The sequence below is a fragment of the Novosphingobium kaempferiae genome, from assembly GCF_021227995.1.
Taxonomy (GTDB): domain Bacteria; phylum Pseudomonadota; class Alphaproteobacteria; order Sphingomonadales; family Sphingomonadaceae; genus Novosphingobium; species Novosphingobium kaempferiae.
The window spans coordinates 1,551,970-1,572,138 of record NZ_CP089301.1; the positions used below are offsets into that span (position 1 = coordinate 1,551,970).

Consider the following 20,169-nt stretch of genomic DNA (forward strand, 5'->3'; position numbering starts at 1 on the left):
TCCTCTAGCGGGTCTGGGGCGCCGTCTCAACGCTCCCAGGCGCGGACGGTGGCAAGGAGCTGCTCGACGTTCGCGATGGGCGTGTGCTGCCCGATTCCGTGGCCGAGATTGAAGACGTGGGGACGGTCGGCGAAAGCGTCAAGCACGGCGCAGGCCTGCCGGTCGAGATCCTCGCCGCCCGCCAGCAGGAGCAGTGGATCGAGATTGCCCTGCACCGGCATGCCCGAAGGCAGTTCGCGCGCGGCCCAGATCGGGTCGATCGTCTCATCGATTCCGACCGCGTCCACACCCGTCTCGCGGGCATAGGCGGGAAGCTTCTCGCCCGAGCCCTTCGGGAAGCCGATGATCGGGGTCTCGGGATGGCGCGCCTTCACGGCTGCGACGATGGCGGCGTTGGGCGCGATGACCCAGCGTTCGAACTGCGTCGGCGACAGGCTTCCGGCCCATGAATCGAAAAGCTGCACGGCCTCTGCGCCTGCCTCGATCTGGCCGCACAAGTATTTCACGGTCACCTGAATCACCGCTTCGATGATCGCCCCGAACGCGCCCGGATCGCGATAGGCCATCGCGCGCGTGTCGTGCTGGTCCCGGCTGCCCTCGCCCGCGACCATGTAGGTGGCGACCGTCCAGGGCGATCCCGCGAAGCCGAGCATGGTCTTGTCCACATCCAGCGCGGCACGGACTTTGCGGACGGTCTCGTAGATCGGCGAGAGGCGCTCGGGCACCTGAGTCAGCCCCGACAGCGCATTGTCCACAAGCCGCGGAGTCAGCTTCGGGCCTTCCCCGGCGAGGAACTGGAGATCCTGCCCCATCGCGTAAGGGACGATGAGGATGTCGGAAAACAGGATCGCGCCGTCGAAACCGAAGCGGCGGATTGGCTGCAGGGTGATCTCGGCCGCGGCGTCGGTGTCGTAGACGAGCGCCAGGAATCCGCCCTTTTCAGCGCGCAACTCGCGGTATTCGGGCAGGTAGCGCCCCGCCTGGCGCATGAGCCAGAGCGGGCGGCGGCGCGCGTTCGTTCCGCGCAGGGTGTCGAGGAGAATTCCGGGCATCGCGTCACGTCCCAACAAAAAATAGAATTTTTATAGAAGGATGATGGAGTCTGTTGGCCCTGTGGATATCGGGGATTGGCGCGCCTTGCCCGATTTGTACCCGGATGAACAGGATGAAGAGTCACATGCGACTCTTGGACGAGGTTGAGTCAACGAAAGGTTGTCCACCTTGTCCACAGGGTGTGGGAAGAGTCGGTCGCCCTGTCCAGAACCTGACTCGTTGAATCCCCATAGCGGGCAGGAAAACCGCCTGCCGAGTTGTCACCGGGACTCTCCCGTGGTTTATGCCGCCACATATCCACAATGGAGCCAGCAGCCGTCCATGGCGCGTTTTCACCTGCACCTCCTGTCAGATTCCACCGGCGAGACGCTGGAGATGATCGCCAAGGCGGCGCTCGCGCAGTTCGACGACGATGGCGATGTGCTGCGCCATTTCTGGCCGATGGTCCGCTCGCAGCAGCACCTCGACCGCATCATGGGCGAGATCGCCTCGAACCCAGGCCTGGTGTTCTTCACCCTCGTCAACGAGGAGACGCGCGGGCGGCTTGAAGAAAAGTGCCAGCAGCTCGGCCTGCCCGCGATCGCGGTGCTCGATGGTGTGACCGACGCGCTCGAAGCGCTGCTCGGGCAGGAGGCCAAGGGCCGTCCCGGGCGCCAGCACCGGCTCGACGATGCCTATTTCGCGCGCGTCGATGCGATCCAGTTCACGATCGCGCATGACGACGGCGTCCTGTGGGAAGAGTGGGAGGAGGCGGACATCGTTCTGGCCGGGGTGTCGCGCACCAGCAAGACACCGACCTCGATCTATCTCGCCAATCGCGGGTACAAGGTTGCGAATATCCCGATCGTCGTGGAAAGCCCACCGCCGCCGTTGCTCTATGGGCTCAAGCGGCCGCTAGTCGTCGGCCTGACGACCGCGCCCGACCGGCTGATCCAGATCCGCCGGAACCGCCTGCTTTCGCTCAGCCAGTCGCCCGACACCGATTACGTCGCCAGCGACAAGGTGGAGAGCGAGCTGAAATATGCGCGGCGCATGTTCGCGGACAATTCCTGGCCGGTGATCGACGTCACGCGCCGCTCGATCGAAGAGACCGCCGCGGCGGTCATCAACCTCTACAACGAACGCAAGGCTGCCGGTCAGACCGGACCGGTCGGCCCGAAGCCCATCTGATAATCGAAGGCAGAGATGATCGTCCTCGCATCCCAGAGCGGTTCGCGCCGCGCCATGCTCGAAGCTGCGAGCATTTCCTTCCGGGCCCAGCCCGCGCATGTCGATGAACGTGTGCTCGAAGCGGCGCTTGGCGATGCCGTTCCGGCGGAGATCGCATTGGCGCTGGCCGTGGCTAAGGCGGGAAATGTTTCACGTGAAACACCGGGCGAGATCGTCCTCGGCAGCGACTCTCTTGTGTCCTGCGGCGGTCGCCGCTTCGACAAGCCGACGAGCCGTGAGAACGCCGCCGAGCACCTGCGCTTCTTCTCAGGCAAGGTGATGGAACTGCACAGCGCCGCCGCGCTTGTCCGTGATGGCGAGGTGCTCTGGGCCGAGCCCGCCGTCGCCGAACTGCGCGTCGCCGAATTGTCCGAGGCCTTCATCGCCGAATACCTCGACGCGGAATGGCCCGCGGTGGCCGGCTGCGTCGGCGTGTTCCGCATCGAGGCGCGCGGGGTGCAGCTGTTCGAATCCATCGATGGCGACTACTTCACCATCCTCGGCATGCCGTTGCTCAAGGTGCAGGCGGCGCTTCGCAATCTGGGAGTTCTTGCGCGATGAGCACCCCGTATGCCGAAGTGATCGGCGATCCCATCGCGCAGTCCAAGTCACCCGCGATCCACAATTTCTGGCTTCGTGAACTCGGGCTGGAGGGGCGCTACGACCACTGCCTCGTCAGGCTGGAGGAACTGGTCGACTACCTCGCGAAACGGCGGGCCGATTCCGACTGGCGCGGCTGCAATGTCACGATGCCGCACAAGCTGGCGATCCTGCCACTGCTGGACCGGCTCGATCCTCTGGCGGAGCGGATCGGTGCCGTGAACACGGTCGTGAGAGGCACCGACGGCACACTGACCGGGTACAACACGGACGCACCGGGGTTCCTCGAGCCGGTGCGCGACGAACTGGCGAAGACCCACCTGTTCCGGATGGCCCGCGTGCTCGGCACCGGCGGTGCGGCGCGAGCGATCGTGGCCGCGCTGGCGCAGGAGCACTTCGTCATCGTGCTGGCGGGGCGCGATCCGGGCAAGGCGCGCGCCATGCTCGACGAACTGGCGCCGGACGGCGAGCACCATGCCATCGGGCTCGATCACTTCGCCGATGCGACCGATTTCGCCTTCGACGATCGCGAGCACTGCTTCGACCTCATCGTCAACGCCAGCCCGCTCGGGATGACGGGGCAGCCCCCCCTCGCCTTCGACTTCAGCCATGCCCCGCCGCGCAGCGTGGTCTACGACATCGTCACCAGCCCGCTCGACACGCAGTTCCTGCAGGACGCGCGCGGGGTCGGATTCGAGACCATCGACGGCCTCTCCATGCTGATCGGCCAGGCCGACCTCGCCTTCGCGCATTTCTTCGGCACCCACCCGCCGCGCAACAGGGATGCGGCATTGCGCGAGCTGATTCTGAAATGACAAAGATACCCTGATGAAAATCCTGGGCCTCACCGGATCGATCGGTATGGGCAAGTCGACCGTCGCGGCGATGCTGCGCGATCTCGGCGTGCCGGTGTTCGATGCCGATGCGGCGGTGCATGAACTGCAGGGCCCGAATGGCGCGCTCCTGCCGCAGATCGAGGCGGCCTTTCCGGGCACCACCGGGCCAAACGGCGTCGACCGCCCGAGACTCGGCGCAGCGGTCTTCGGAGACCGGGACAAGCTCGCGACTCTGGAACGACTCGTCCACCCCGCCGTCGCGGCGATGCGGGCCGAATTTCTTAAGTATAATAGGCAAGCGCCGCTGGTCGTTTTCGACATCCCGCTGCTCTATGAAAAGGGCGGCCACGAGGGGCTGGACGCGGTCGCCGTGGTCTCCGCTCCGGCCGATGAACAGCGCCGCCGCGTGCTCGCCCGGCCCGGCATGACGGTCGAGAAATTCGAGCAGATTCTGTCACTTCAGGTTCCCGACGCCGAGAAACGCGCGCGGGCCGACCATGTCATCGATACCGGCACGTCGCTCGATGCGACCCGCGAACAGGTGGCCGGTATCGTGCGGGCGCTGAGGCGAGCCGAATAATCCTCTCCTGCCCCTTGCACATGGGTGCACACAGGCAGATATGGAGAGGGATGAGAGAGATCATCTTCGACACCGAAACGACCGGCTTCGACCCGAAAAACGGGGATCGCATGGTGGAAATCGGATGCATCGAGATGGTCAACCGGGTGATGACCGGTCGCACCTATCACGCCTATTTCAACCCGCAGCGCTCGATGCCCGCCGAGGCCGAGGCGGTGCACGGCCTGTCCGACGCGTTCCTCGCCGACAAGCCGCTGTTCTCCGCCTGTGCGCAGGACTTCCTCGACTTCATCGAGGACAGCCCGATGGTGGCGCACAACGCGAACTTCGACTTCAACTTCATCAATGCCGAACTGGCGCTGTGCAGCCTGCCGCCGGTCAGCATGAGCCGCATGGTCGATACCGTGGCGCTCGCCAAGGTGCGCCATCCGGGCGCCAAGCTGTCGCTCGACGCGCTCTGCTCACGCTACGGGATCGACCGCAGCCACCGCACCAAGCACGGCGCGCTGCTCGACTCCGAGCTGCTCGCGCAAGTCTATGTCGAGCTGCGCGGGGGCCGTCAGATCGGCCTCGAACTTTCTGCCGAAATCACTGAGATCGTGACGGAAATCAAGGTTCTCGCCAAGAAGGACCGTATCTTCCGTCAGCCGCGTCCCCACGCGGCTACCGAAGAGGAACTTGTTGCGCATGCAGAGTTTCTCAAGTCGGTCGATACCCCGCTCTGGGGTGCCTGAACTCTAAGTACTAAGGAGAAACGCCCATGGATATCCGCGTCTCTGGTCACCAGGTCGAAACCGGCGAGGCCCTTCAGGTCCACGCGAACGACAAGCTCACGGCGATCATCGAGAAGTATTTCAACCGGGCGCTGTCGTCTCACGTCACTTTCGGTCGAGCGCCGGCGGGGGCGTTCAAGTGCGACATCATCATGCACGTGATGCAGAACCTCGTGCTCAAGGGCAGCGGCATGGCACAGGACGCGCACATCGCCTGCGACCAGGCTGCCGAAAAGATCGACAAGCAGCTGCGCCGCTACAAGCGTCGCCTCAAGGATCGTTCCGAACAGACCGCCTTCGCCAATGCGGCTGAAGACGCAGCGTATACGATCTTCGAAGAGCCCGTCGCCGACAACGACGAGGACGATTACGAGACCGACGCTCCCGTCGTCATCGCCGAAACGCGCGTCGATGTGCCGGAAGCGACCGTTTCCGACGCCGTCATGATGCTCGACTTGCGCAATACTACGGCGCTGCTTTTCAAAAATGCTGGCACCGGGCGTCATAATATGGTCTACCGCCGCGGTGACGGGTCGATCGGCTGGGTCGAACCGCACTGACGCATTTCGCGCACCACTTCTGATCGCTACGAGAGGAAGAGAGAACCCCCGGTTTTTCCGCCGGGGGTTTGGGGGCATGCAACCAACGGAAACCGGTCTAGTATCAGAAACACAATGAGTGGGCTCTTTTCGCTGCTGCCCGAGGCCGTCATCACGGTCGATGCGGACAGCAAGGACATCATCCTCGACCGGCTCGCGGGCCGGTTTGCTGCGGTCTATGGTCTCGACCATCAGGCCGTGCTGGCGCGCATCACCGAGCGCGAGCGGCTCGGCAGCACCGGGTTCGGGCGACGGATCGCGATTCCCCACGCGCGCATGGCGGGGCTGACCCGACCGGTCGCGGTGTTCATGCGCCTCGCCTCCCCCGTCGAGTTCGAATCCGCAGATGGCATGCCGGTGGATCTCGTGTTCGGCCTGCTCTCGCCCGAGGGCGCGGGTGCGACGCACCTCCACGCTCTCGCCGCGATCTCGCGCATGATGCGTGACGAGCGCATGCACGAGGCTTTGCTCGCCGCTCCCGGCACCGAGGCGCTTTACAGCCTGCTGAGCAACGTCATCGACCGCGATGCCGCCTGAAGACGAGACCGGCCCGGCGGGAGCCGGGCTGCACTGGCGCGCATTGGAAGGGCTCTACGCCTCGGCGCCGATCAACCACATGTTCCGCTCGAACCTGGAGATCCTGGGAGACGGGCGTTCGCGCATCACGTTTCTCGTCGAGCCGGACTGCTTCCATGCGGCGGGTGCGGCGCATGGAACGATCTATTTCAAGATGCTGGACGACGCCGCGTTCTACGCCGCCAACACCCACGTCACCGACCGCTTCCTGCTGACGACCTCGTTCAACATGCACCTCAGCAAGCCGATCAAGGGTGGCCGCATCATCGCCGAAGGGCGCTGGGTCAGCGGCCGTCGCCGCGTGCTGGTGGCCGAATCCTGGCTGACCGACGAGGACGGTGACGAGTGCGGGCGCGGCACCGGCACCTTCATGCGCTCGCGCATCGCGCTCTCCAGCCTCCCGGGCTACGCGATCCCGCAAGGCTGAGGGCATGGAAGCTCGCCTTCCCGCCCATCTGGAAGTTTCCGCGTTGATTCGGCGCGTGAATGCCGAAGGCGGCTTCGCAACGGTGCTGGCCAAGGGCGAGCACGACGCCGGGACGATCCTTGCGGTTCTCTCTCACAACGGTTCGGGGCTGCGGCTCTACGAGCGGATGCCCGAACTCGACGGCACCCGGCGCTGGCGCTGCGCCAGGACTCAGGATCCTGAAGATCCGTTCGAATTTCAGGACTATGTCGACCGGCGCAGGCATCAGGATCCCGACGTGTGGATCGTCGAGCTTGACGCCGCAGACGCCGAACGCTTCATCGGGGTGGAACCGGGCGCGGGTTGACTTGCCCGGCGCACGGCCTAAAGGCCTCTTCCACAGACGCGAAAGCGGCGTGGGCGGCACTTCGGCAGCCCTGCTAGCACGCAGACGGGGAATCGTCGGCAGGCTCAACGGACATTGAACGCCACAAAGTGGCTTTCCGTTCCAGCCTGTGTCGGACCGGTTCACCGCCTTTGACCAAGATTGAATGCGAACGAAAGTTGAGTGGGCGAGCGCGTTTGCGCTGGCCGCGACGGTTCTCACCGCTCTTCTAGGCGCCCCGGGTTCGGGCGCGGCGGCATCGGATCTCATTCCGATCCTCGCCGAAACGAAGCCCATACCGCAGTTCGTTTCCCAGCCCGTCGTGCAGGCGCTTCCCGCCGCCGATACCGAGGCAGAGGAAGTCGAAGCCCCCGACGCGGATACTCTTCAGGAACTGGTGTCCCAGCAGGAGACGCCGGACGCGATGTCGCGCGACATGCGCTGCCTTGCCGGCGCGATCTACTTCGAAGCACGCGGTGAATCGCTGGAAGGTCAGCTCGCCGTGGGCCGGGTGATCGTCAACCGTACCAAGTCCGGCCGCTTCCCGACCAGCTACTGCGGCGTGGTCTACCAGCCCTCGCAGTTCTCGTTCATCCGTGGCCGCTCGATGCCTGCGGTGCGCGAGAATTCGGCCGGGTGGCAGGAAGCCGTCGCCATCGCCCAGATCGCCGAAGACGGCGTCTGGAAAAGCAAGGCCAAGGGTGCGCTGTTCTTCCACGCCAAGCGGGTCTCGCCCAAGTGGCGCAAGCTGACCAAGCTGGCGCAGGTGGACAACCACATCTTCTACCGCTGAACCTGGCGCTGATTTAGGTCAGCCGGAAACGAAACGACCCGGGACAGACTGACTGTCCCGGGTCGTTTCGTTATGCCCGCTCTAAGTAGGCCTTAAGCCGCCCTCAGTTCCACCCAGACGGGCGCATGGTCGCTGGCCTTCTCACGCCCACGATGGGCCTTGTCGACCCCGCAGGCGACCAGACGGTCGGCCAGCTCGGGCGAGAGCAGCGAGTGGTCGATGCGGAACCCGTGGTCCCGCTGCCAGGCGCCCGCCTGATAATCCCAGTACGTCCACACCCCGCCGCGCGGATTGTGCGTGGCGAGCGCGTCGGTCCAGCCGTCGCCGAGCAGACGGAAGTAGGCGTCGCGCGATTCCGGTTGCATGAGCGCATCGGCGGCCATTGCGGGCGGCGCCCAGACATCGCGGTCGGTGGGGATGACGTTGTAGTCGCCAGTGATGATTGCGGGCACTTCCTCGGCCTTGATCGCGTCCATGCGGCGGCGCAGGCGTTCCATCCAGCGCAGCTTGTAGTCGAACTTGGGGCCGGGCACCGGGTTGCCGTTGGGCAGGTAGATGCACACGACGCGCACACCGAAGACCTGTGCCTCCAGATAGCGCGAATGCTCGTCCTCGGGCTCTCCATCCAGCCCGCGCTGGACTTCGACCGGCATTTCGCCGTCCGCAAGGATGGCGACGCCGTTGAAACCCTTCTGGCCGTGCCAGATGCCCTTGTAGCCCAGCTTCTCGAACTCGGCGATCGGGAAGCCTTCGTCCTGCGTCTTGATCTCCTGCAGGCAGGCGACGGCGGGGCGGGTTTCCTCAAGCCATTCGAGCAGACGGGGCAGGCGCGCCTTCACGCCGTTGATGTTGAAGGTCGAGATTCTCATACCGAGAAGCTGGACCCGCAGCCGCAGCCTGCCGCCGCGTTCGGGTTCTCCACCCGGAACGCCGCGCCGCCGAGGGACTCGACGAAATCGACGACGCAGCCCTGAACGAGATCGAGGCTCATCGAGTCGACGACGAGCTTCACCCCATCGGTCTCGGCGATGCTGTCATCTGCCTCGGGTGCGTCGGCAAGGCCGAACCTGTACTGGAAGCCCGAGCAGCCGCCGCCTTCGACGGCGAGCCGGAGAATGGCGGGCTTGCCCTGCTTGGTCGCGATCGCGGCGACGCGCGCCGCGGCCGAGGGGCTGAGTGTGACGGTCTTCTGGTCCATGCGCCCGATGTAGGCGCGACGAAGGGCTGCGGCAAGTTCCGCGCCCTTCGAAGCCGGCCTCACGCCGTCTGGATATAGTCCCGCATCGCGGCGGCCTCGTTCTCGATCTTGTCGATCCGGTACTTCACCAGATCGCCGATCGACACGAACCCGACCATGCGCCCGTCCTTGACCACCGGCAGGTGCCGGATGCGGCGGCGGGTCATCAGCGACAGTGCGGCCATGACCGAGGTTTCCGGCTCGATCGTCACCGGCAGCGCGGTCATGATGTGGCCGAGCGGCATGTCGAGCACGGCGGCGCCGATCTCGCGCAGCTTGTAGATCACGTCACGTTCGGAAAAGATCCCGGCGATCTCGCCGTTCTCCATCACGGGCACGGCGCCGATGCGCTTTTCGGCGAGGATTCCCGTGGCGTCACGCACGGACATGGCGACGTCGCAGGTAATGACGTCGGCGCGGCCTTCGATAATGCGACCAATGGTCATCGTCAGCTCTCCCTGTTGTAGACGGAGCCTCTGTTCCCGCAGCTTGCCCCCGACGCGAAATGTATCACAGGGATTGCCGCTCCGTCACGCATCTAGTCACGCAATGCTTGCGGCGCGATGCCATCGGGCCCAGATAGGCGCGATGATACCGCCCTCCCCCCTCGACGATCCGCAGAAGGCGGCGCACGCATGGGCGCGATACCTGCGGATCATGCGCTGGATGATGACGGTGACGGTGGGGCTGGTGATCGGTTCGATCATCCTGCTCTACCGTTCGAACGGGATGGTCTCGATCCACTTCTACATCGCGACGGCGCTGGGAATCGGGTTCACCATGCTGCTGGCCTCGGCGCTGATGGGGCTCGCCTTCCTGTCGAGCGGGACCGGTCACGACGAGTCGATCGTCGATCCGCTCGAAGAGGACAATCCTTACAAATAGGCGTCAGTCGCGCGGTGCGTGGAGGCGATAATCCTCCACCGGCTGACCGCCGATCAGGTGTTCCTGGATCACGCGCTCCAGCACGTCCTCGGTGCAGGAGTGATACCAGACGCCATCGGGCCAGACGACCGCGATCGGTCCGCCATGGCAGATGCGCAGGCAGTCTGCCTTGGTTCGGGCGACGCCGCCGCCCTCGGCGGTCTTCGGCCCATCCAGCCCGAGCTGCTTCAGGCGCTTCTTGAGGTACTTCCATGCCGCCTGCCCCTTTTCGGGGGAGCAGCATTCGCCCTTCTGCGGTTCGGCGCAGATGAAGATATGGCGCTCGATGGCGTCGCTGCCGGTCTTGGCGAAGGCGGCCTGGGCCTTCCTGATGTCGTGTCCGTGGCTCATGAACGAAGGCTCCATTCCCTTGCCCGGTCGGCAAACACGGAGGGCAGCGGTGCGGGGCCGTCCTTGCCGACCGTCACCATGGTCGAGCGGGCGAAGGCGACGAGACGGTCATCCTGCGTCACCAGCTGGACGAGGCGGTGGCTGGTGCGCCCGATGTCCTCCATCGCGCAATGCACCGTCAACGCATCGGGATAGTGCCCTTCGCCGAGGTACTCGATCGCGACGCTGGCGATCATCGATGACAGGCCGACCAGCCCCTCACGGTAACCGCTCTGGCGGTGGAATCGCACGCGACCATCCTCTAGGAATCCGGCCATCGCGACATTGTTGATGTGCATGTTGACGTCGAGGTCGCCGAAACGGGGCTCGATGCGGCAGGAGAACGGATAGCGTGCGGCGTCGAGCAGCGCGGGATCGGGCTTTGGCATAAGTCCCGAAGGTAGGAAGCGGGCAGCCTCAGGTCCAGCCCGCTTGCGCGATAGTGCGTCAGCCCTTCTTGCCGACGATGCGCGCGATCTCGGCGGCGACGAGGCGCTCGACCATTGGCGGCAGGTTCTTGTCCAGCCATTCGGCGAGTGCCGGGCGCAGTAGTTCGCGGGTCAGCGCCTCAAGCGAGGTCTCGCCCGAGCGGACGATCTGCGGCTGCGCGCCGGGTTCGGAGAGCATCGCGAGCGCCGCCAGCGACTCGCGCATCGAATCGTGGGCCTGATTGTGCAGGAGCGGTTCGTCCTCGGCTTCGGGAGCCGCGGGAATCTGTGCCGTTTCCTGAAGTTCGAGGATATCGTCCTCATCCTCGTCGTCGTAGATCGGCTCAGGCTCGCGCATCAGGCGCTCGGTGCGGCTGGTGCGGGTTTCCAGGCGGCTGTCGCGCGCGATGACCTGCTTGATCGACTGGAGGATCTCCTCCACCGAAGGTTCACCGTTCTGACGCATCTCAACCGACCCCTGTTGTCGCAAGCCGTTCTCCCTAAACGGGATCAGGGCTGCTGCGAAGCGGGAATGTTGCCGTCCTGCACGGGCGTGTCAACGGTGCGCGTCGAGCGGGCGACGGGCGCATCGTCGTCGTCACCCCAGTCGAGGAACTTGTCGTTCACGCGCTCGTAGTTGACCTCGGGGTCGTAGAGCGTGCCGCCGTCGAGGTTGAGGTCGCGCGCTTCGGCCTTGCCCATCGCGGCCAGCAGCGTGAACCCGGCGACGTAGGCGTTGCGCCGTGCCGTCACCAGCGTGACTTGCGCGTTCAGCAGTTCGCGCTCGGCGTCGAGGATGTCGAGCACCGTGCGGCGACCGACCGAGTTCTCCGCCCGCACGCCTTCGAGGCTGAGCGCGGCTGCGTCCACCGCCACCTGCGACGAACGGATCAGGTCGTTCGAGGCGGTGTACGACGTGAAGGCCGAACGGACCTGCGCAATCACGTCGCGCTCGGTCGCGATCTCCTGCTCAAGCGAGGCCGAGGCGGTCGCCTGGGCTTGCCGGCGCTGCGCGGCGGGAAGACCGCCCTGAAAGATGGGGATCGAAAGCTGCGCCCCGGCCTGTGCGGCGGAATCGTGCTGCGACACGCCCGAACTGGGCACGCCGCGCGCCAGCGTGTTGAAGTAGTTGTTGTAGCTGCCCTGCCCGAACAGGCGCACCGTCGGCAGGCGGCTCGCACCGGCGACGTCGATGTCCTTCTCCGCCGCCTTCGTGCGTTCGCGCGCGGCGATGAGGTCGGGATTGGTGTCAAGCGCCATCTCGGTCGCGGCGTCGGCGTTGGCGGGCAGGTTCGGCAGCGGCGGCGGTGCTTCGAGGGCGCCCGGCGCACGGCCGATGAGGCGGATGTATGTCTCGCGCGCGGCGGCGAGGTTGGCCTCGGCGGTCAGCAGATCGCTCTGCGCCACGGCAAGGCGCGACTGCGACTGCGCGACGTCGGTGCGCGTGAGGTTGCCGATCTCGAAGCGGTCGCTGGTCGCGTCGAGGTTCGTCTTCAGCACGCCGACGTTCTTGCGGTTCAGCCCGACGATCGCTTCAGTGCGGATCACGTCCATGTAGGCGGCGACGGTCTGCGAGAACACCGAAGCCTCGGTGGCGCGCAGGTCGGCCTGGCCTGCCTCGACACGGATCTTCGCAGCCTTGATGCGGTTCTTGACGCCGCCGCCCGAATAGATCGGCACGCCGAGGTCGGCACCGCCGCTGAACACGCGAGAGGGCGCGTTGAACGAGTTCTCGCTCTGCTTGAGATACTCGGTGTAGGTGCCGCTGACGCTGGCGGTGGGCCGTCCCGCCGCCTTGGCGATCGGCACGCCCTCGTCGGTGGCGCGCTGCTGTGCGCGTGCCGCTTCGAGCGTGGGGTTGGACTGGTATGCCGCGACAAGTGCATCGCGCAGGGTATCGGCCTGCGCTGGCGCGCCGGCTGCCAAAATCAGACATCCCCCCGCGAGCAGCCCGGCACGCTTAGCGAACCGGGCCATGCTCAGAAGCTCCAGCGTTTGGGAGCGGCGAATTCGGGGAGAACCGGAATCCCGATCTCTGCCAGCGGCAGCAGCGAGACGGTGCCCGCGGTCTTCGTGCCGGCGGCGAGACGGGTCACGCCACGCTCGACGAGACCGGTGACGATGCGGCCGCCTTCGGCAAGACGCGCGCCGAGCGGTTCGGGCAGGACTTCGATCGCGCCGTCGACGACGATGAGGGTGTAACCGCCCTCACCTGCATTGGCGGCTTCGGCCGGAGCCACGGCGTCGAGCGAGCCGGACAGCGGGCGCAGCAGCGCGGCGAGATAGCCTTCGCCGTCGCCGACGAGCAGCACCTTGTCGGTCGCGGTCGGCACGGCTTCGGACAGCATCTTGCCCTGGACCAGCGGCGCGGCAAGGAAGCGGCCCTCGCCCAGCGCAACCGCGCGGTCGATATAGGCGGCGTCGCGCAGGTCGGCGGGGACGAAGTTTTCACGTGGAACACTCGCCATCGCCTCGAGCACCCAAGGCTCGTTGACGCCGCTGGTGCGCAGCTGGCTGGAGATCATGGCGCGACGGGCGTCAGCGAAGTTGGCGGACGCGGACCGGTCTTCGGTCAAGGTCATTCGTGTAATTCCCTCACTCGCTCGCGAAAGATGCGGCAATCCGCTGCAATCGCGAAGACGGCACTGATGCGGCGCTTCTATGCGAACGCGCCGTTCAGGCCAAGCCCTATGCGACGACGCCCGTCGATCCGATCAAGCACTTTGACGATCACCCCCATGCGGCTTATGGGACGGCGCAAATCCGACATAATCCGCCACAACGGGCCAAAAGACCGGAGCCGATTCCATGACAGAAATGGTGACCATCCGCGAAGAGGACTTGATCGAGTCCGTCGCCGACGCATTGCAGTACATCAGCTACTACCACCCGATGGACTACATCCGCGCACTGGGCGATGCCTATGACGCCGAGCAGGGCCCGGCGGCGAAGGACGCGATCGCGCAGATCCTGACCAACAGCCGCATGTGCGCCGAGGGTCACCGTCCGATCTGCCAGGACACCGGCATCGTCAACGTCTTCATCGAGTGGGGCCAGAACTGCCGCCTCGAGTCCGACCGGTCCCTGCAGGAAGTGGTCGATGACGGCGTGCGCCGCGCCTACAACCACCCCGAGAACAAGCTGCGCGCCTCGGTGCTGGCCGATCCCGCCTTCACCCGCCGCAACACCAAGGACAACACCCCCTGCGTGCTGTCGGTGGAGATGGTCCCGGGCTCGAAGATCTCGGTCGACGTCGCAGCCAAGGGCGGCGGCTCGGAGAACAAGTCCAAGTTCAAGATGATGAATCCCAGCGATTCCATCGTCGATTGGGTGGTCGAGATGCTGCCGCAGATGGGCGCCGGCTGGTGCCCGCCGGGCATGCTCGGCATCGGCATCGGCGGCACCGCCGAGCACTGCGTCAAGCTCGCCAAGCAGAGCCTGATGGAGCCGATCGACATGGCCCAGCTCAAGCAGCGCGGCCCGCAGAACGACATCGAGGCGCTGCGCATCGAGATCTTCGACAAGGTCAATGCGCTCGGCATCGGCGCGCAGGGCCTCGGCGGCCTCGCCACCATCCTCGACGTCAAGATCCTTGACTGGCCGTGCCACGCCGCGGGCAAGCCCGTCGCGATGATCCCGAACTGCGCCGCCACCCGCCACGCGCACTTCACGCTGGACGGCTCCGGGCCGAGCTTCCTCGAGGCGCCCAAGCTCGACGAATGGCCGCAGGTCGAGTGGAAGCCCAGCAAGGAAGCCAAGAAGGTCGATCTCGACACGCTGACTGCCGAAGACGTGCAGAGCTGGAAGCAGGGCGACCGCCTGCTGCTCAACGGCAAGATGCTCACCGGCCGCGACGCCGCGCACAAGCGCATCGCCGACATGCTGGCGAAGGGCGAGGAGCTGCCCGTCGATTTCAAGGGCCGCGTGATCTACTACGTCGGCCCGGTCGATCCGGTGCGTGAGGAAGTCGTCGGCCCGGCCGGCCCGACCACCGCGACGCGCATGGACAAGTTCTCCGACACCATGCTCGACCTCGGCCTCCTCGCCAGCATCGGCAAGTCCGAGCGGGGCCCGGCGGCGACCGCATCCATCGCCAAGCACAAGTCGGCCTACCTCATGGCGGTCGGCGGCGCGGCCTACCTCGTCGCCCGCGCGATCAAGGAAGCCAAGGTCGTCGGCTTCGAGGATCTCGGCATGGAGGCGATCTACGAGTTCACCGTGCAGGACATGCCGGTGACCGTGGCCGTCGACAGTGAAGGCAACAACGTCCACACGCTGGCCCCGCCGGTGTGGAAGACGAAGATCGCCGAGGAACACCTGCTGGCGTGATCTGCTTTTGGCGGTCCCGGTGCCAGACCGGGACCGCTAGGCACCCGTTTATCGTCATTGCTAGCGCAGCGAAGCAATCCAGCGGGCAAGGGCCAATGTGGATTGCTTCGCTGCGCTAGCAATGACGATGCGGTGATTTGAAGTTCCAACTTTCCGCACTTCGACCAACGGCACTCCCCGTCCGACCGATGCGCTGGTGCGACGAACCGTTTTCGCGCTAGACCGGGCAGTAATGTCCGACGCCGATCTTCATCCCCGCGTTCCCGCGCGGCTCGTCCTCCTGTCGCTCGCGGCCCTCTGGGCCTGCTATTTCATCGTCGCGAGCCTGCGCGGCGTGGTCATGGGCTTCGAGCTGGCCTGGCCGATCCTATCGCGCCGTCTGACGATCTGCATCGTCTCCATGCTGCTGATGGCGGCGGTCTGGCCGCTGCTGCAACTGCTGGAGCGCAAGTCGGGCGGGATGCGGCTCGGCATCGTTCTGATCGGCGCGCTTCCGCTGTCGCTGGCGCTGAGCATCGTCAACGACGTGATCTTCGCCGACATCGAGATCGCCCCCTACGGCTCCGAGGACGAGGCGGCGCAAGCGAAGGCGGGCAACGTGCGCATATCCCGCGACGAGGCGGGCAACATCCTTGTCGATCTGCCGAAGCTGCCGCCGATCCCCGCGCCGCCCGTGCCGGGTTCGACCGAGGCGCCGGAGATTCCGACGGTTCCGAGCGAAGAATCGACCGAGGATAGCAGTTCGTCGGCGATCACGATCAATACCGGGACCGCGCTCGGCAAGAGCCTCGGCCACTGGGCCGGGATCGCGGATACCGCGTTCGGGCGCTACTTCCTCGTCCTCGCGTGGGCGGCGCTCTACTTCGCGCTCGCCAAGGCCGAGGAGGCGCGGGCCGCCGAACGGCGCGAGGGCGAATACCGGCGCGCGGCGGAGGCGGCGGAGCTGCGCTCGCTGCGCTATCAGGTCAATCCGCACTTCCTGTTCAATACCTTGAACTCGCTTTCGGCGCTGGTGATGGTCGGGCGGCAGGACGATGCGGAGGAGATGATCCAGACGCTGTCCACCTTCTACCGCCGCACGTTGTCGGGTGATCCGACCAACGACCTGTCGCTGGTTGACGAGATCGAATTGCAGCGGCTCTACTTCGCGATCGAGGCGGTTCGCTTCCCCAATCGATTGCTGACGCATATCGATATTGACGACGCCGTAATGGATGCGAAAGTTCCAGGCATGATCCTGCAACCGCTCGTCGAGAATTCCGTGAAGTACGCCGTGGCCGCCACGCAGCGGCCGGTGACGATCGCCATTGAGGCGCGGCGCGAAGGCGGCCAGCTCGTCATCGCCGTCCACGACGACGGCCCCGGCGTCCTTGGCGAAGGACAGAAGAAGGCGGACGGTATCGGCATCGGCCTGAACAACGTCTGCGACCGCCTGCGCGCCCGCTACGGCGATGCGGCGACCATCACTTACGGCAAGCGATCCGACGGCGGCTTCGCGACGATCCTGCGCATGCCGCTGGAGGCCGGGAATGCATGATGCCGAAGGTGGTGCGCCGCTGCGCACCCTGATCGTCGACGACGAGCCGCTGGCCGTCGAGCGCATGCAGGTGATCTGTTCGCGGATCGAGGGGATCTCGGTGATCGGCACCGCCAGTGATGGGCAGGCGGCGCTGCGCCTGATCGACGCGCTGTCGCCCGATCTGGTGCTGCTCGACCTGACGATGCCGGAGACGGACGGGCTTACTGTCGCGCGCAATCTCGGCGGGCAGGCGAATGCGCCTGCGGTGATCTTCGTGACCGCGCATGACGAATTCGCGGTCGAGGCGTTCGACCTCGATGCGGTGGACTACGTGCTGAAGCCCGTGGCACCCGACCGCCTGCAACGTGCGGTCACGCGCGTCGTCTCGCGTCGCGGGGAACGGTCGCAGCCGCCCGCCAGCCAGTGGCTCGATGAGTTCTGGGTGCCGCACCGCTCCGAACTTGTGCGGGTGCCGGCCAGCGACGTGCAGCGGATCGATGCGGAGCGGGACTATGTGCGCCTGCATGTCGGCTCGCAGAGCTACCTGCTGCTCCAGACCATCACCAGCCTGGAGGAGCGGCTCGACCCCGAGAGCTTCATCCGCATCCACCGCAGCTGCATCCTGCGGCGCAGCCATGTCGCGGGCCTGCGGCATGAAGGGCTGGGCGTCTGGTCGGCGGAGACCGCCGATGGCGAGGCGTTGCGGATCGGCCGGACGTATCTTCCGGCGGTAAAAAAAATGGCGGGCCGTTAGGCCCACCAGTCTTTTTCCGGGTCTTTTCTCTTTTGGGACCTGGATGGATGGGGATTGGCTCAGCCGCCGAGCCGGTTGTCGTCAGCCTTGGCCACCGCAGCGGCGACATGCTGGCGCACGTCCTTCAGGGCCTGGCGATAGCACTGCTGGTCGACGGCGCCGGTCAGGTGCGTGCCGGTGGCGGGGCGCTCGGCGCGGCATACCTTCTTGGCGGCGCGGTCGATGCGGCTGTCGAGGGCGGCCTGACCTTCGGTCGTCGCCAGATCGAGATCCTTGTACTGGACTTCGACGGTGCTGGCGAAAGCGGTGGGGGCCGAGAACAGGGCGGCGGTGCAGAGAGCGGCGGCGACGATGGCGTTGGTCTTGAACATGATCTTTCCTCCTCAGGGTCTGAGCCTTGGGGAAGAAGTGTTCCGTCCGGCTCGATGAGTGTGATGTGCCCGAGAGGCTGATCCGGATCACGCGGAGGTCGATTTTCCGCCGAAGCCGTCCGACCAACGTGGAGTCCGGCGGACCAACGACATCTGTAGTCGACGAACGACATGCAGGATGATGCGCTTGCACGGCAAACGGTGTTCGAATCGTGCGTCCGGCAGTGGCGCGAGTCGGATTCGCAAGGTAGACTGATCGCGAATGCTGCCGCTGATCCTCGTCTTCTGCTTTGGAATCCTCAATTTCGCCGCGCATCGGGCGATGCTGGACAGCAACCACCCCATGCTCCTGCAGGTGCCATGGTTCTTTCAGGCGCTGGGCGGCAGGCTGAGCCTGATCGTCGAGTTCGTGATGCTGCTGGGCGCGATGATCATGGTCGTGGCGGGATCGGAGGGCTGGGCCCTGCTCTATGCGCTTTATACCGGGCTCAACGGCGTCTCGGCCTGGCTGATCTTCAGCGGGCGCGTCTGACGGGAACCTCGCGGCGGTTCGGGGGCTTCTGGGCGCATGGCACCTGAAACCGGTACATCATCGAAAGTCTGGCTCGTCTGCAACGCGGCCAGCGGCAGCAACAACGACGCGGCAGTCGAGGAACTGATCGCGGCCTTCGAGACTGCAGGGCTGGACCTCGACCGCGTCCTGCGCTTCCCGGACGATCCGGCCCCCTCCCCTGCCGATCTCGATGTGGCAGGCGTCGATGTCCTGACCGTATTCGGCGGCGACGGGACGACGCATTCGGTGGTGATGAAGGCAAGCGGCTGGGACGGCGCGGTGCTGGTGCTGCCCGGCGGGACGATGAACCTGCTGGCGAAGCGGATGCATGGCGATGTCCCTGCCCCGGAGATCGTTGCGCGGCTCGGCACGGCGCCGGTGCGCACGGTGCGGCCCAATGTGATCCGCTCGCGCCACGGCATCGGCCTTACCGGGGCGCTCGCCGGGCCGGGCACCGTCTGGAACGAAGTGCGCGAGGCGATGCGGGCGATGAACGTGATCGACTTCATCGCCTCGACCAAGGAAGCCATCGCGCAGTCGGCCAGTGGTCCGAAGGTCAAGGTCGACGGCATCGAGGTCGACGGCGCGCGCGAGGAAGGCTATGCGGCGATCACGATCGTTCCCAAGGACGACGGCCTGCGGGCGAACGGCTATTATGCCGAATCGCTGGCGGACTATGCAGGGCAAGGCATCGCCCTGCTCAACCGCAACTTCCGCGACGGCCCGCACGATGAAATGGGCCGTCATCCGAAGCTGCGGCTGGTCTGCCCGACGGGCGAGCCGATGGGCCTGCTGATCGACGGCGAGCCGTTCGACGGCGCGGCCGAGGAAGAATTCGAACTGGGCCCCTGCGAGGTGGCGCTGGTGACGACGAAGGAGTTCGACGGATAATGCACGGCAGGACGGCCTCGATGTACAATGGTCCGCTGCGGCTGTTCCACCTGAGCGACATCCATTTCGGGCTGGAGGACACCCGCGCGCTGGAATGGGCGGTCGAGTGCATCCGCCGCGAGCAGCCCCACGCCGTCGCCATCACCGGCGACCTGACGATGCGCGCGCGCCACCCTGAATTCCAGGCAGCCTGCGAATGGATCATCGCGCTCGACGTGCCGGTGACGGTCGAGGTGGGCAACCACGACATCCCCTACTTCAACCTCTACCAGCGCTTCTTCGACCCTTATAAAAGGTTCAAGGCGATCGAGCGGATGGTGGAGACGCGGCTCGACCTGCCCAACCTCGCCATCGTGCCGCTGCGCACCACGACGCGCGCGCAGTACCAGCGTTTCCCCTGGTCCAACGGCTGGGTGACGGATCATGCGCTGAAGCAGACGCTGGCGGCGATCGACGAACTGCCCGAGGGCACGCGCGTTCTCGTCGCCTGCCACCACCCGCTGACCGAGCGCCGCGCGGACGGTAAGCTGTTGACGATCAACGGCACGCGCACGATGGAGGTGCTGGCTGGACGCAAGGTCATGGGCGTGCTGTCAGGCCATGTGCACGACCCCTTCGATCTGACCGCCGACACGCCGGCGGGCCCGTTGCGGATGATCGGCGCGGGTACGCTGTCGAAGCGCATCCGCTCGACCCCGCCGAGCTTCAACGAGATCGTGATCGACGGCGACCGGATCGTCGTGACTGCGCGCAATCTGGAGAAGGTGCCCACTCCGGCGATGCAGATCGACGAGGTGCCCGAGAACGCCCTGCCCCCGCGCGAGCCCGGCGAGCCGGTTGCGCCGGTCGGCAATGTGCCCCCGGTCGATCCGCCGGTGCATTGAGGTTGCGGGCTACCGAGGGGGCTTCGACAGGCTCTGCCTGAGCGGGTTTAGCTCCATCCTTCGTCATTGCGAGCGCAGC

The 20,169-nt window shown here is 65.8% G+C and carries 27 protein-coding genes; 17 read left to right on the forward strand and 10 right to left on the reverse strand.

Features of this window, described 5'->3' with window-relative positions; all coding sequences use genetic code 11:
• Nucleotides 1-26: 26 nt before the first annotated feature.
• Complete coding sequence (hemE, locus tag LO787_RS07185) at nucleotides 27-1,052, reverse strand: uroporphyrinogen decarboxylase (RefSeq protein ID WP_232495164.1); 1,026 nt, start codon at nucleotides 1,050-1,052, stop codon at nucleotides 27-29.
• A 322-nt stretch (nucleotides 1,053-1,374) separates the two neighbouring features.
• Here hemE and LO787_RS07190 point away from each other — a divergent pair, with 322 nt between their 5' ends.
• The 10 genes from LO787_RS07190 (at nucleotide 1,375) to LO787_RS07235 (ending at nucleotide 7,810) form a co-directional block, all read left to right on the forward strand.
• Complete coding sequence (locus tag LO787_RS07190; RefSeq protein WP_232495165.1) at nucleotides 1,375-2,223, forward strand: pyruvate, water dikinase regulatory protein; 849 nt, start codon at nucleotides 1,375-1,377, stop codon at nucleotides 2,221-2,223.
• Between the two features lie 15 nt (nucleotides 2,224-2,238).
• Nucleotides 2,239-2,823 (forward strand): Maf family protein, encoded by a 585-nt coding sequence (locus tag LO787_RS07195; protein ID WP_232495166.1) that lies wholly within the window; start codon nucleotides 2,239-2,241, stop codon nucleotides 2,821-2,823.
• On the forward strand, nucleotides 2,820-3,677 hold the full coding sequence (locus tag LO787_RS07200) for a shikimate dehydrogenase family protein (RefSeq protein WP_232495167.1): 858 nt from the start codon (nucleotides 2,820-2,822) through the stop codon (nucleotides 3,675-3,677). Before LO787_RS07195 ends, LO787_RS07200 begins: the two co-directional genes overlap by 4 nt.
• A 13-nt stretch (nucleotides 3,678-3,690) precedes the next feature.
• On the forward strand, nucleotides 3,691-4,278 hold the full coding sequence (gene coaE / locus LO787_RS07205; RefSeq protein WP_232495168.1) for a dephospho-CoA kinase: 588 nt from the start codon (nucleotides 3,691-3,693) through the stop codon (nucleotides 4,276-4,278).
• 50 nt (nucleotides 4,279-4,328) lie between these two features.
• Nucleotides 4,329-5,012, forward strand: coding sequence for a DNA polymerase III subunit epsilon (gene dnaQ / locus LO787_RS07210; RefSeq protein ID WP_232495169.1), 684 nt, complete (start codon nucleotides 4,329-4,331; stop codon nucleotides 5,010-5,012).
• Between the two features lie 26 nt (nucleotides 5,013-5,038).
• The gene (gene hpf / locus LO787_RS07215) at nucleotides 5,039-5,611 is read left to right on the forward strand and encodes a ribosome hibernation-promoting factor, HPF/YfiA family (RefSeq protein WP_232495170.1); all 573 of its coding nucleotides are present in this window, start codon (nucleotides 5,039-5,041) and stop codon (nucleotides 5,609-5,611) included.
• A 114-nt stretch (nucleotides 5,612-5,725) separates the two neighbouring features.
• The gene (locus LO787_RS07220) at nucleotides 5,726-6,187 is read left to right on the forward strand and encodes a PTS sugar transporter subunit IIA (protein ID WP_232495171.1); all 462 of its coding nucleotides are present in this window, start codon (nucleotides 5,726-5,728) and stop codon (nucleotides 6,185-6,187) included.
• A complete protein-coding gene (locus LO787_RS07225; RefSeq protein ID WP_232495172.1) occupies nucleotides 6,177-6,653 on the forward strand; it encodes a PaaI family thioesterase in 477 nt (158 codons plus the stop codon). Before LO787_RS07220 ends, LO787_RS07225 begins: the two co-directional genes overlap by 11 nt.
• Before the next feature lie 4 nt (nucleotides 6,654-6,657).
• Nucleotides 6,658-6,999 carry a DUF1491 family protein gene (locus tag LO787_RS07230; protein WP_232495173.1) on the forward strand — a complete coding sequence of 114 codons (342 nt, stop codon included), beginning with the start codon at nucleotides 6,658-6,660 and terminating at the stop codon, nucleotides 6,997-6,999.
• Nucleotides 7,000-7,183: 184 nt separating this feature from the next.
• Nucleotides 7,184-7,810, forward strand: coding sequence for a cell wall hydrolase (locus LO787_RS07235; protein ID WP_232495174.1), 627 nt, complete (start codon nucleotides 7,184-7,186; stop codon nucleotides 7,808-7,810).
• 92 nt (nucleotides 7,811-7,902) lie between these two features.
• Here LO787_RS07235 and xth read toward each other — a convergent pair whose 3' ends face one another.
• The 3 genes from xth to LO787_RS07250 are packed head-to-tail and all read right to left on the reverse strand — an operon-like array spanning nucleotide 7,903 to nucleotide 9,493.
• Complete coding sequence (xth, locus tag LO787_RS07240; RefSeq protein ID WP_232495175.1) at nucleotides 7,903-8,679, reverse strand: exodeoxyribonuclease III; 777 nt, start codon at nucleotides 8,677-8,679, stop codon at nucleotides 7,903-7,905.
• Nucleotides 8,676-9,008: an iron-sulfur cluster insertion protein ErpA gene (erpA, locus tag LO787_RS07245; RefSeq protein WP_232495176.1), complete on the reverse strand. Its 333-nt coding sequence runs from the start codon at nucleotides 9,006-9,008 to the stop codon at nucleotides 8,676-8,678. The genes xth and erpA overlap by 4 nt, the downstream gene beginning before the upstream one ends.
• A 59-nt stretch (nucleotides 9,009-9,067) precedes the next feature.
• Entirely contained in the window at nucleotides 9,068-9,493 is a 426-nt protein-coding gene (locus tag LO787_RS07250; RefSeq protein ID WP_232495177.1) for a CBS domain-containing protein, read from the reverse strand.
• 142 nt (nucleotides 9,494-9,635) lie between these two features.
• Between LO787_RS07250 and LO787_RS07255 the strand changes: the two genes are divergently transcribed.
• Nucleotides 9,636-9,932, forward strand: coding sequence for a hypothetical protein (locus LO787_RS07255; RefSeq protein WP_232495178.1), 297 nt, complete (start codon nucleotides 9,636-9,638; stop codon nucleotides 9,930-9,932).
• A gap of 3 nt (nucleotides 9,933-9,935) precedes the next feature.
• On the opposite strand, the gene LO787_RS07260 is transcribed toward LO787_RS07255, so the two are convergent.
• Genes LO787_RS07260 through LO787_RS07280 form a run of 5 tightly spaced genes read right to left on the reverse strand, consistent with a single transcriptional unit; the run spans nucleotide 9,936 to nucleotide 13,371 of the window.
• Nucleotides 9,936-10,322 (reverse strand): (2Fe-2S) ferredoxin domain-containing protein, encoded by a 387-nt coding sequence (locus LO787_RS07260; protein WP_232495179.1) that lies wholly within the window; start codon nucleotides 10,320-10,322, stop codon nucleotides 9,936-9,938.
• Nucleotides 10,319-10,750 (reverse strand): acyl-CoA thioesterase, encoded by a 432-nt coding sequence (locus LO787_RS07265; RefSeq protein ID WP_232495180.1) that lies wholly within the window; start codon nucleotides 10,748-10,750, stop codon nucleotides 10,319-10,321. The genes LO787_RS07260 and LO787_RS07265 overlap by 4 nt, the downstream gene beginning before the upstream one ends.
• 58 nt (nucleotides 10,751-10,808) lie before the next feature.
• The gene (locus tag LO787_RS07270; protein WP_232495181.1) at nucleotides 10,809-11,255 is read right to left on the reverse strand and encodes a DUF2497 domain-containing protein; all 447 of its coding nucleotides are present in this window, start codon (nucleotides 11,253-11,255) and stop codon (nucleotides 10,809-10,811) included.
• Nucleotides 11,256-11,299: 44 nt separating this feature from the next.
• Nucleotides 11,300-12,766: a TolC family outer membrane protein gene (locus LO787_RS07275; RefSeq protein WP_232495182.1), complete on the reverse strand. Its 1,467-nt coding sequence runs from the start codon at nucleotides 12,764-12,766 to the stop codon at nucleotides 11,300-11,302.
• Between the two features lie 2 nt (nucleotides 12,767-12,768).
• A complete protein-coding gene (locus LO787_RS07280) occupies nucleotides 12,769-13,371 on the reverse strand; it encodes a protein-L-isoaspartate O-methyltransferase family protein (protein ID WP_232495183.1) in 603 nt (200 codons plus the stop codon).
• Nucleotides 13,372-13,597: 226 nt separating this feature from the next.
• Between LO787_RS07280 and LO787_RS07285 the strand changes: the two genes are divergently transcribed.
• The 3 genes from LO787_RS07285 (at nucleotide 13,598) to LO787_RS07295 (ending at nucleotide 17,391) form a co-directional block, all read left to right on the forward strand.
• Nucleotides 13,598-15,118: a fumarate hydratase gene (locus LO787_RS07285; RefSeq protein ID WP_232495184.1), complete on the forward strand. Its 1,521-nt coding sequence runs from the start codon at nucleotides 13,598-13,600 to the stop codon at nucleotides 15,116-15,118.
• 232 nt (nucleotides 15,119-15,350) lie between these two features.
• The gene (locus tag LO787_RS07290) at nucleotides 15,351-16,655 is read left to right on the forward strand and encodes a sensor histidine kinase (RefSeq protein ID WP_232495185.1); all 1,305 of its coding nucleotides are present in this window, start codon (nucleotides 15,351-15,353) and stop codon (nucleotides 16,653-16,655) included.
• Entirely contained in the window at nucleotides 16,648-17,391 is a 744-nt protein-coding gene (locus LO787_RS07295) for a LytR/AlgR family response regulator transcription factor (RefSeq protein WP_232495186.1), read from the forward strand. Before LO787_RS07290 ends, LO787_RS07295 begins: the two co-directional genes overlap by 8 nt.
• 59 nt (nucleotides 17,392-17,450) lie before the next feature.
• Here LO787_RS07295 and LO787_RS07300 read toward each other — a convergent pair whose 3' ends face one another.
• Entirely contained in the window at nucleotides 17,451-17,762 is a 312-nt protein-coding gene (locus tag LO787_RS07300) for a UrcA family protein (protein WP_232495187.1), read from the reverse strand.
• Between the two features lie 262 nt (nucleotides 17,763-18,024).
• Between LO787_RS07300 and LO787_RS07305 the strand changes: the two genes are divergently transcribed.
• Genes LO787_RS07305 through LO787_RS07315 form a run of 3 tightly spaced genes read left to right on the forward strand, consistent with a single transcriptional unit; the run spans nucleotide 18,025 to nucleotide 20,090 of the window.
• The gene (locus LO787_RS07305) at nucleotides 18,025-18,294 is read left to right on the forward strand and encodes a hypothetical protein (RefSeq protein ID WP_232495188.1); all 270 of its coding nucleotides are present in this window, start codon (nucleotides 18,025-18,027) and stop codon (nucleotides 18,292-18,294) included.
• A 36-nt stretch (nucleotides 18,295-18,330) separates the two neighbouring features.
• Nucleotides 18,331-19,206 (forward strand): diacylglycerol/lipid kinase family protein, encoded by an 876-nt coding sequence (locus tag LO787_RS07310; RefSeq protein WP_232495189.1) that lies wholly within the window; start codon nucleotides 18,331-18,333, stop codon nucleotides 19,204-19,206.
• The gene (locus LO787_RS07315) at nucleotides 19,206-20,090 is read left to right on the forward strand and encodes a metallophosphoesterase family protein (protein WP_232495190.1); all 885 of its coding nucleotides are present in this window, start codon (nucleotides 19,206-19,208) and stop codon (nucleotides 20,088-20,090) included. Before LO787_RS07310 ends, LO787_RS07315 begins: the two co-directional genes overlap by 1 nt.
• Nucleotides 20,091-20,169 lie beyond the last annotated feature (79 nt).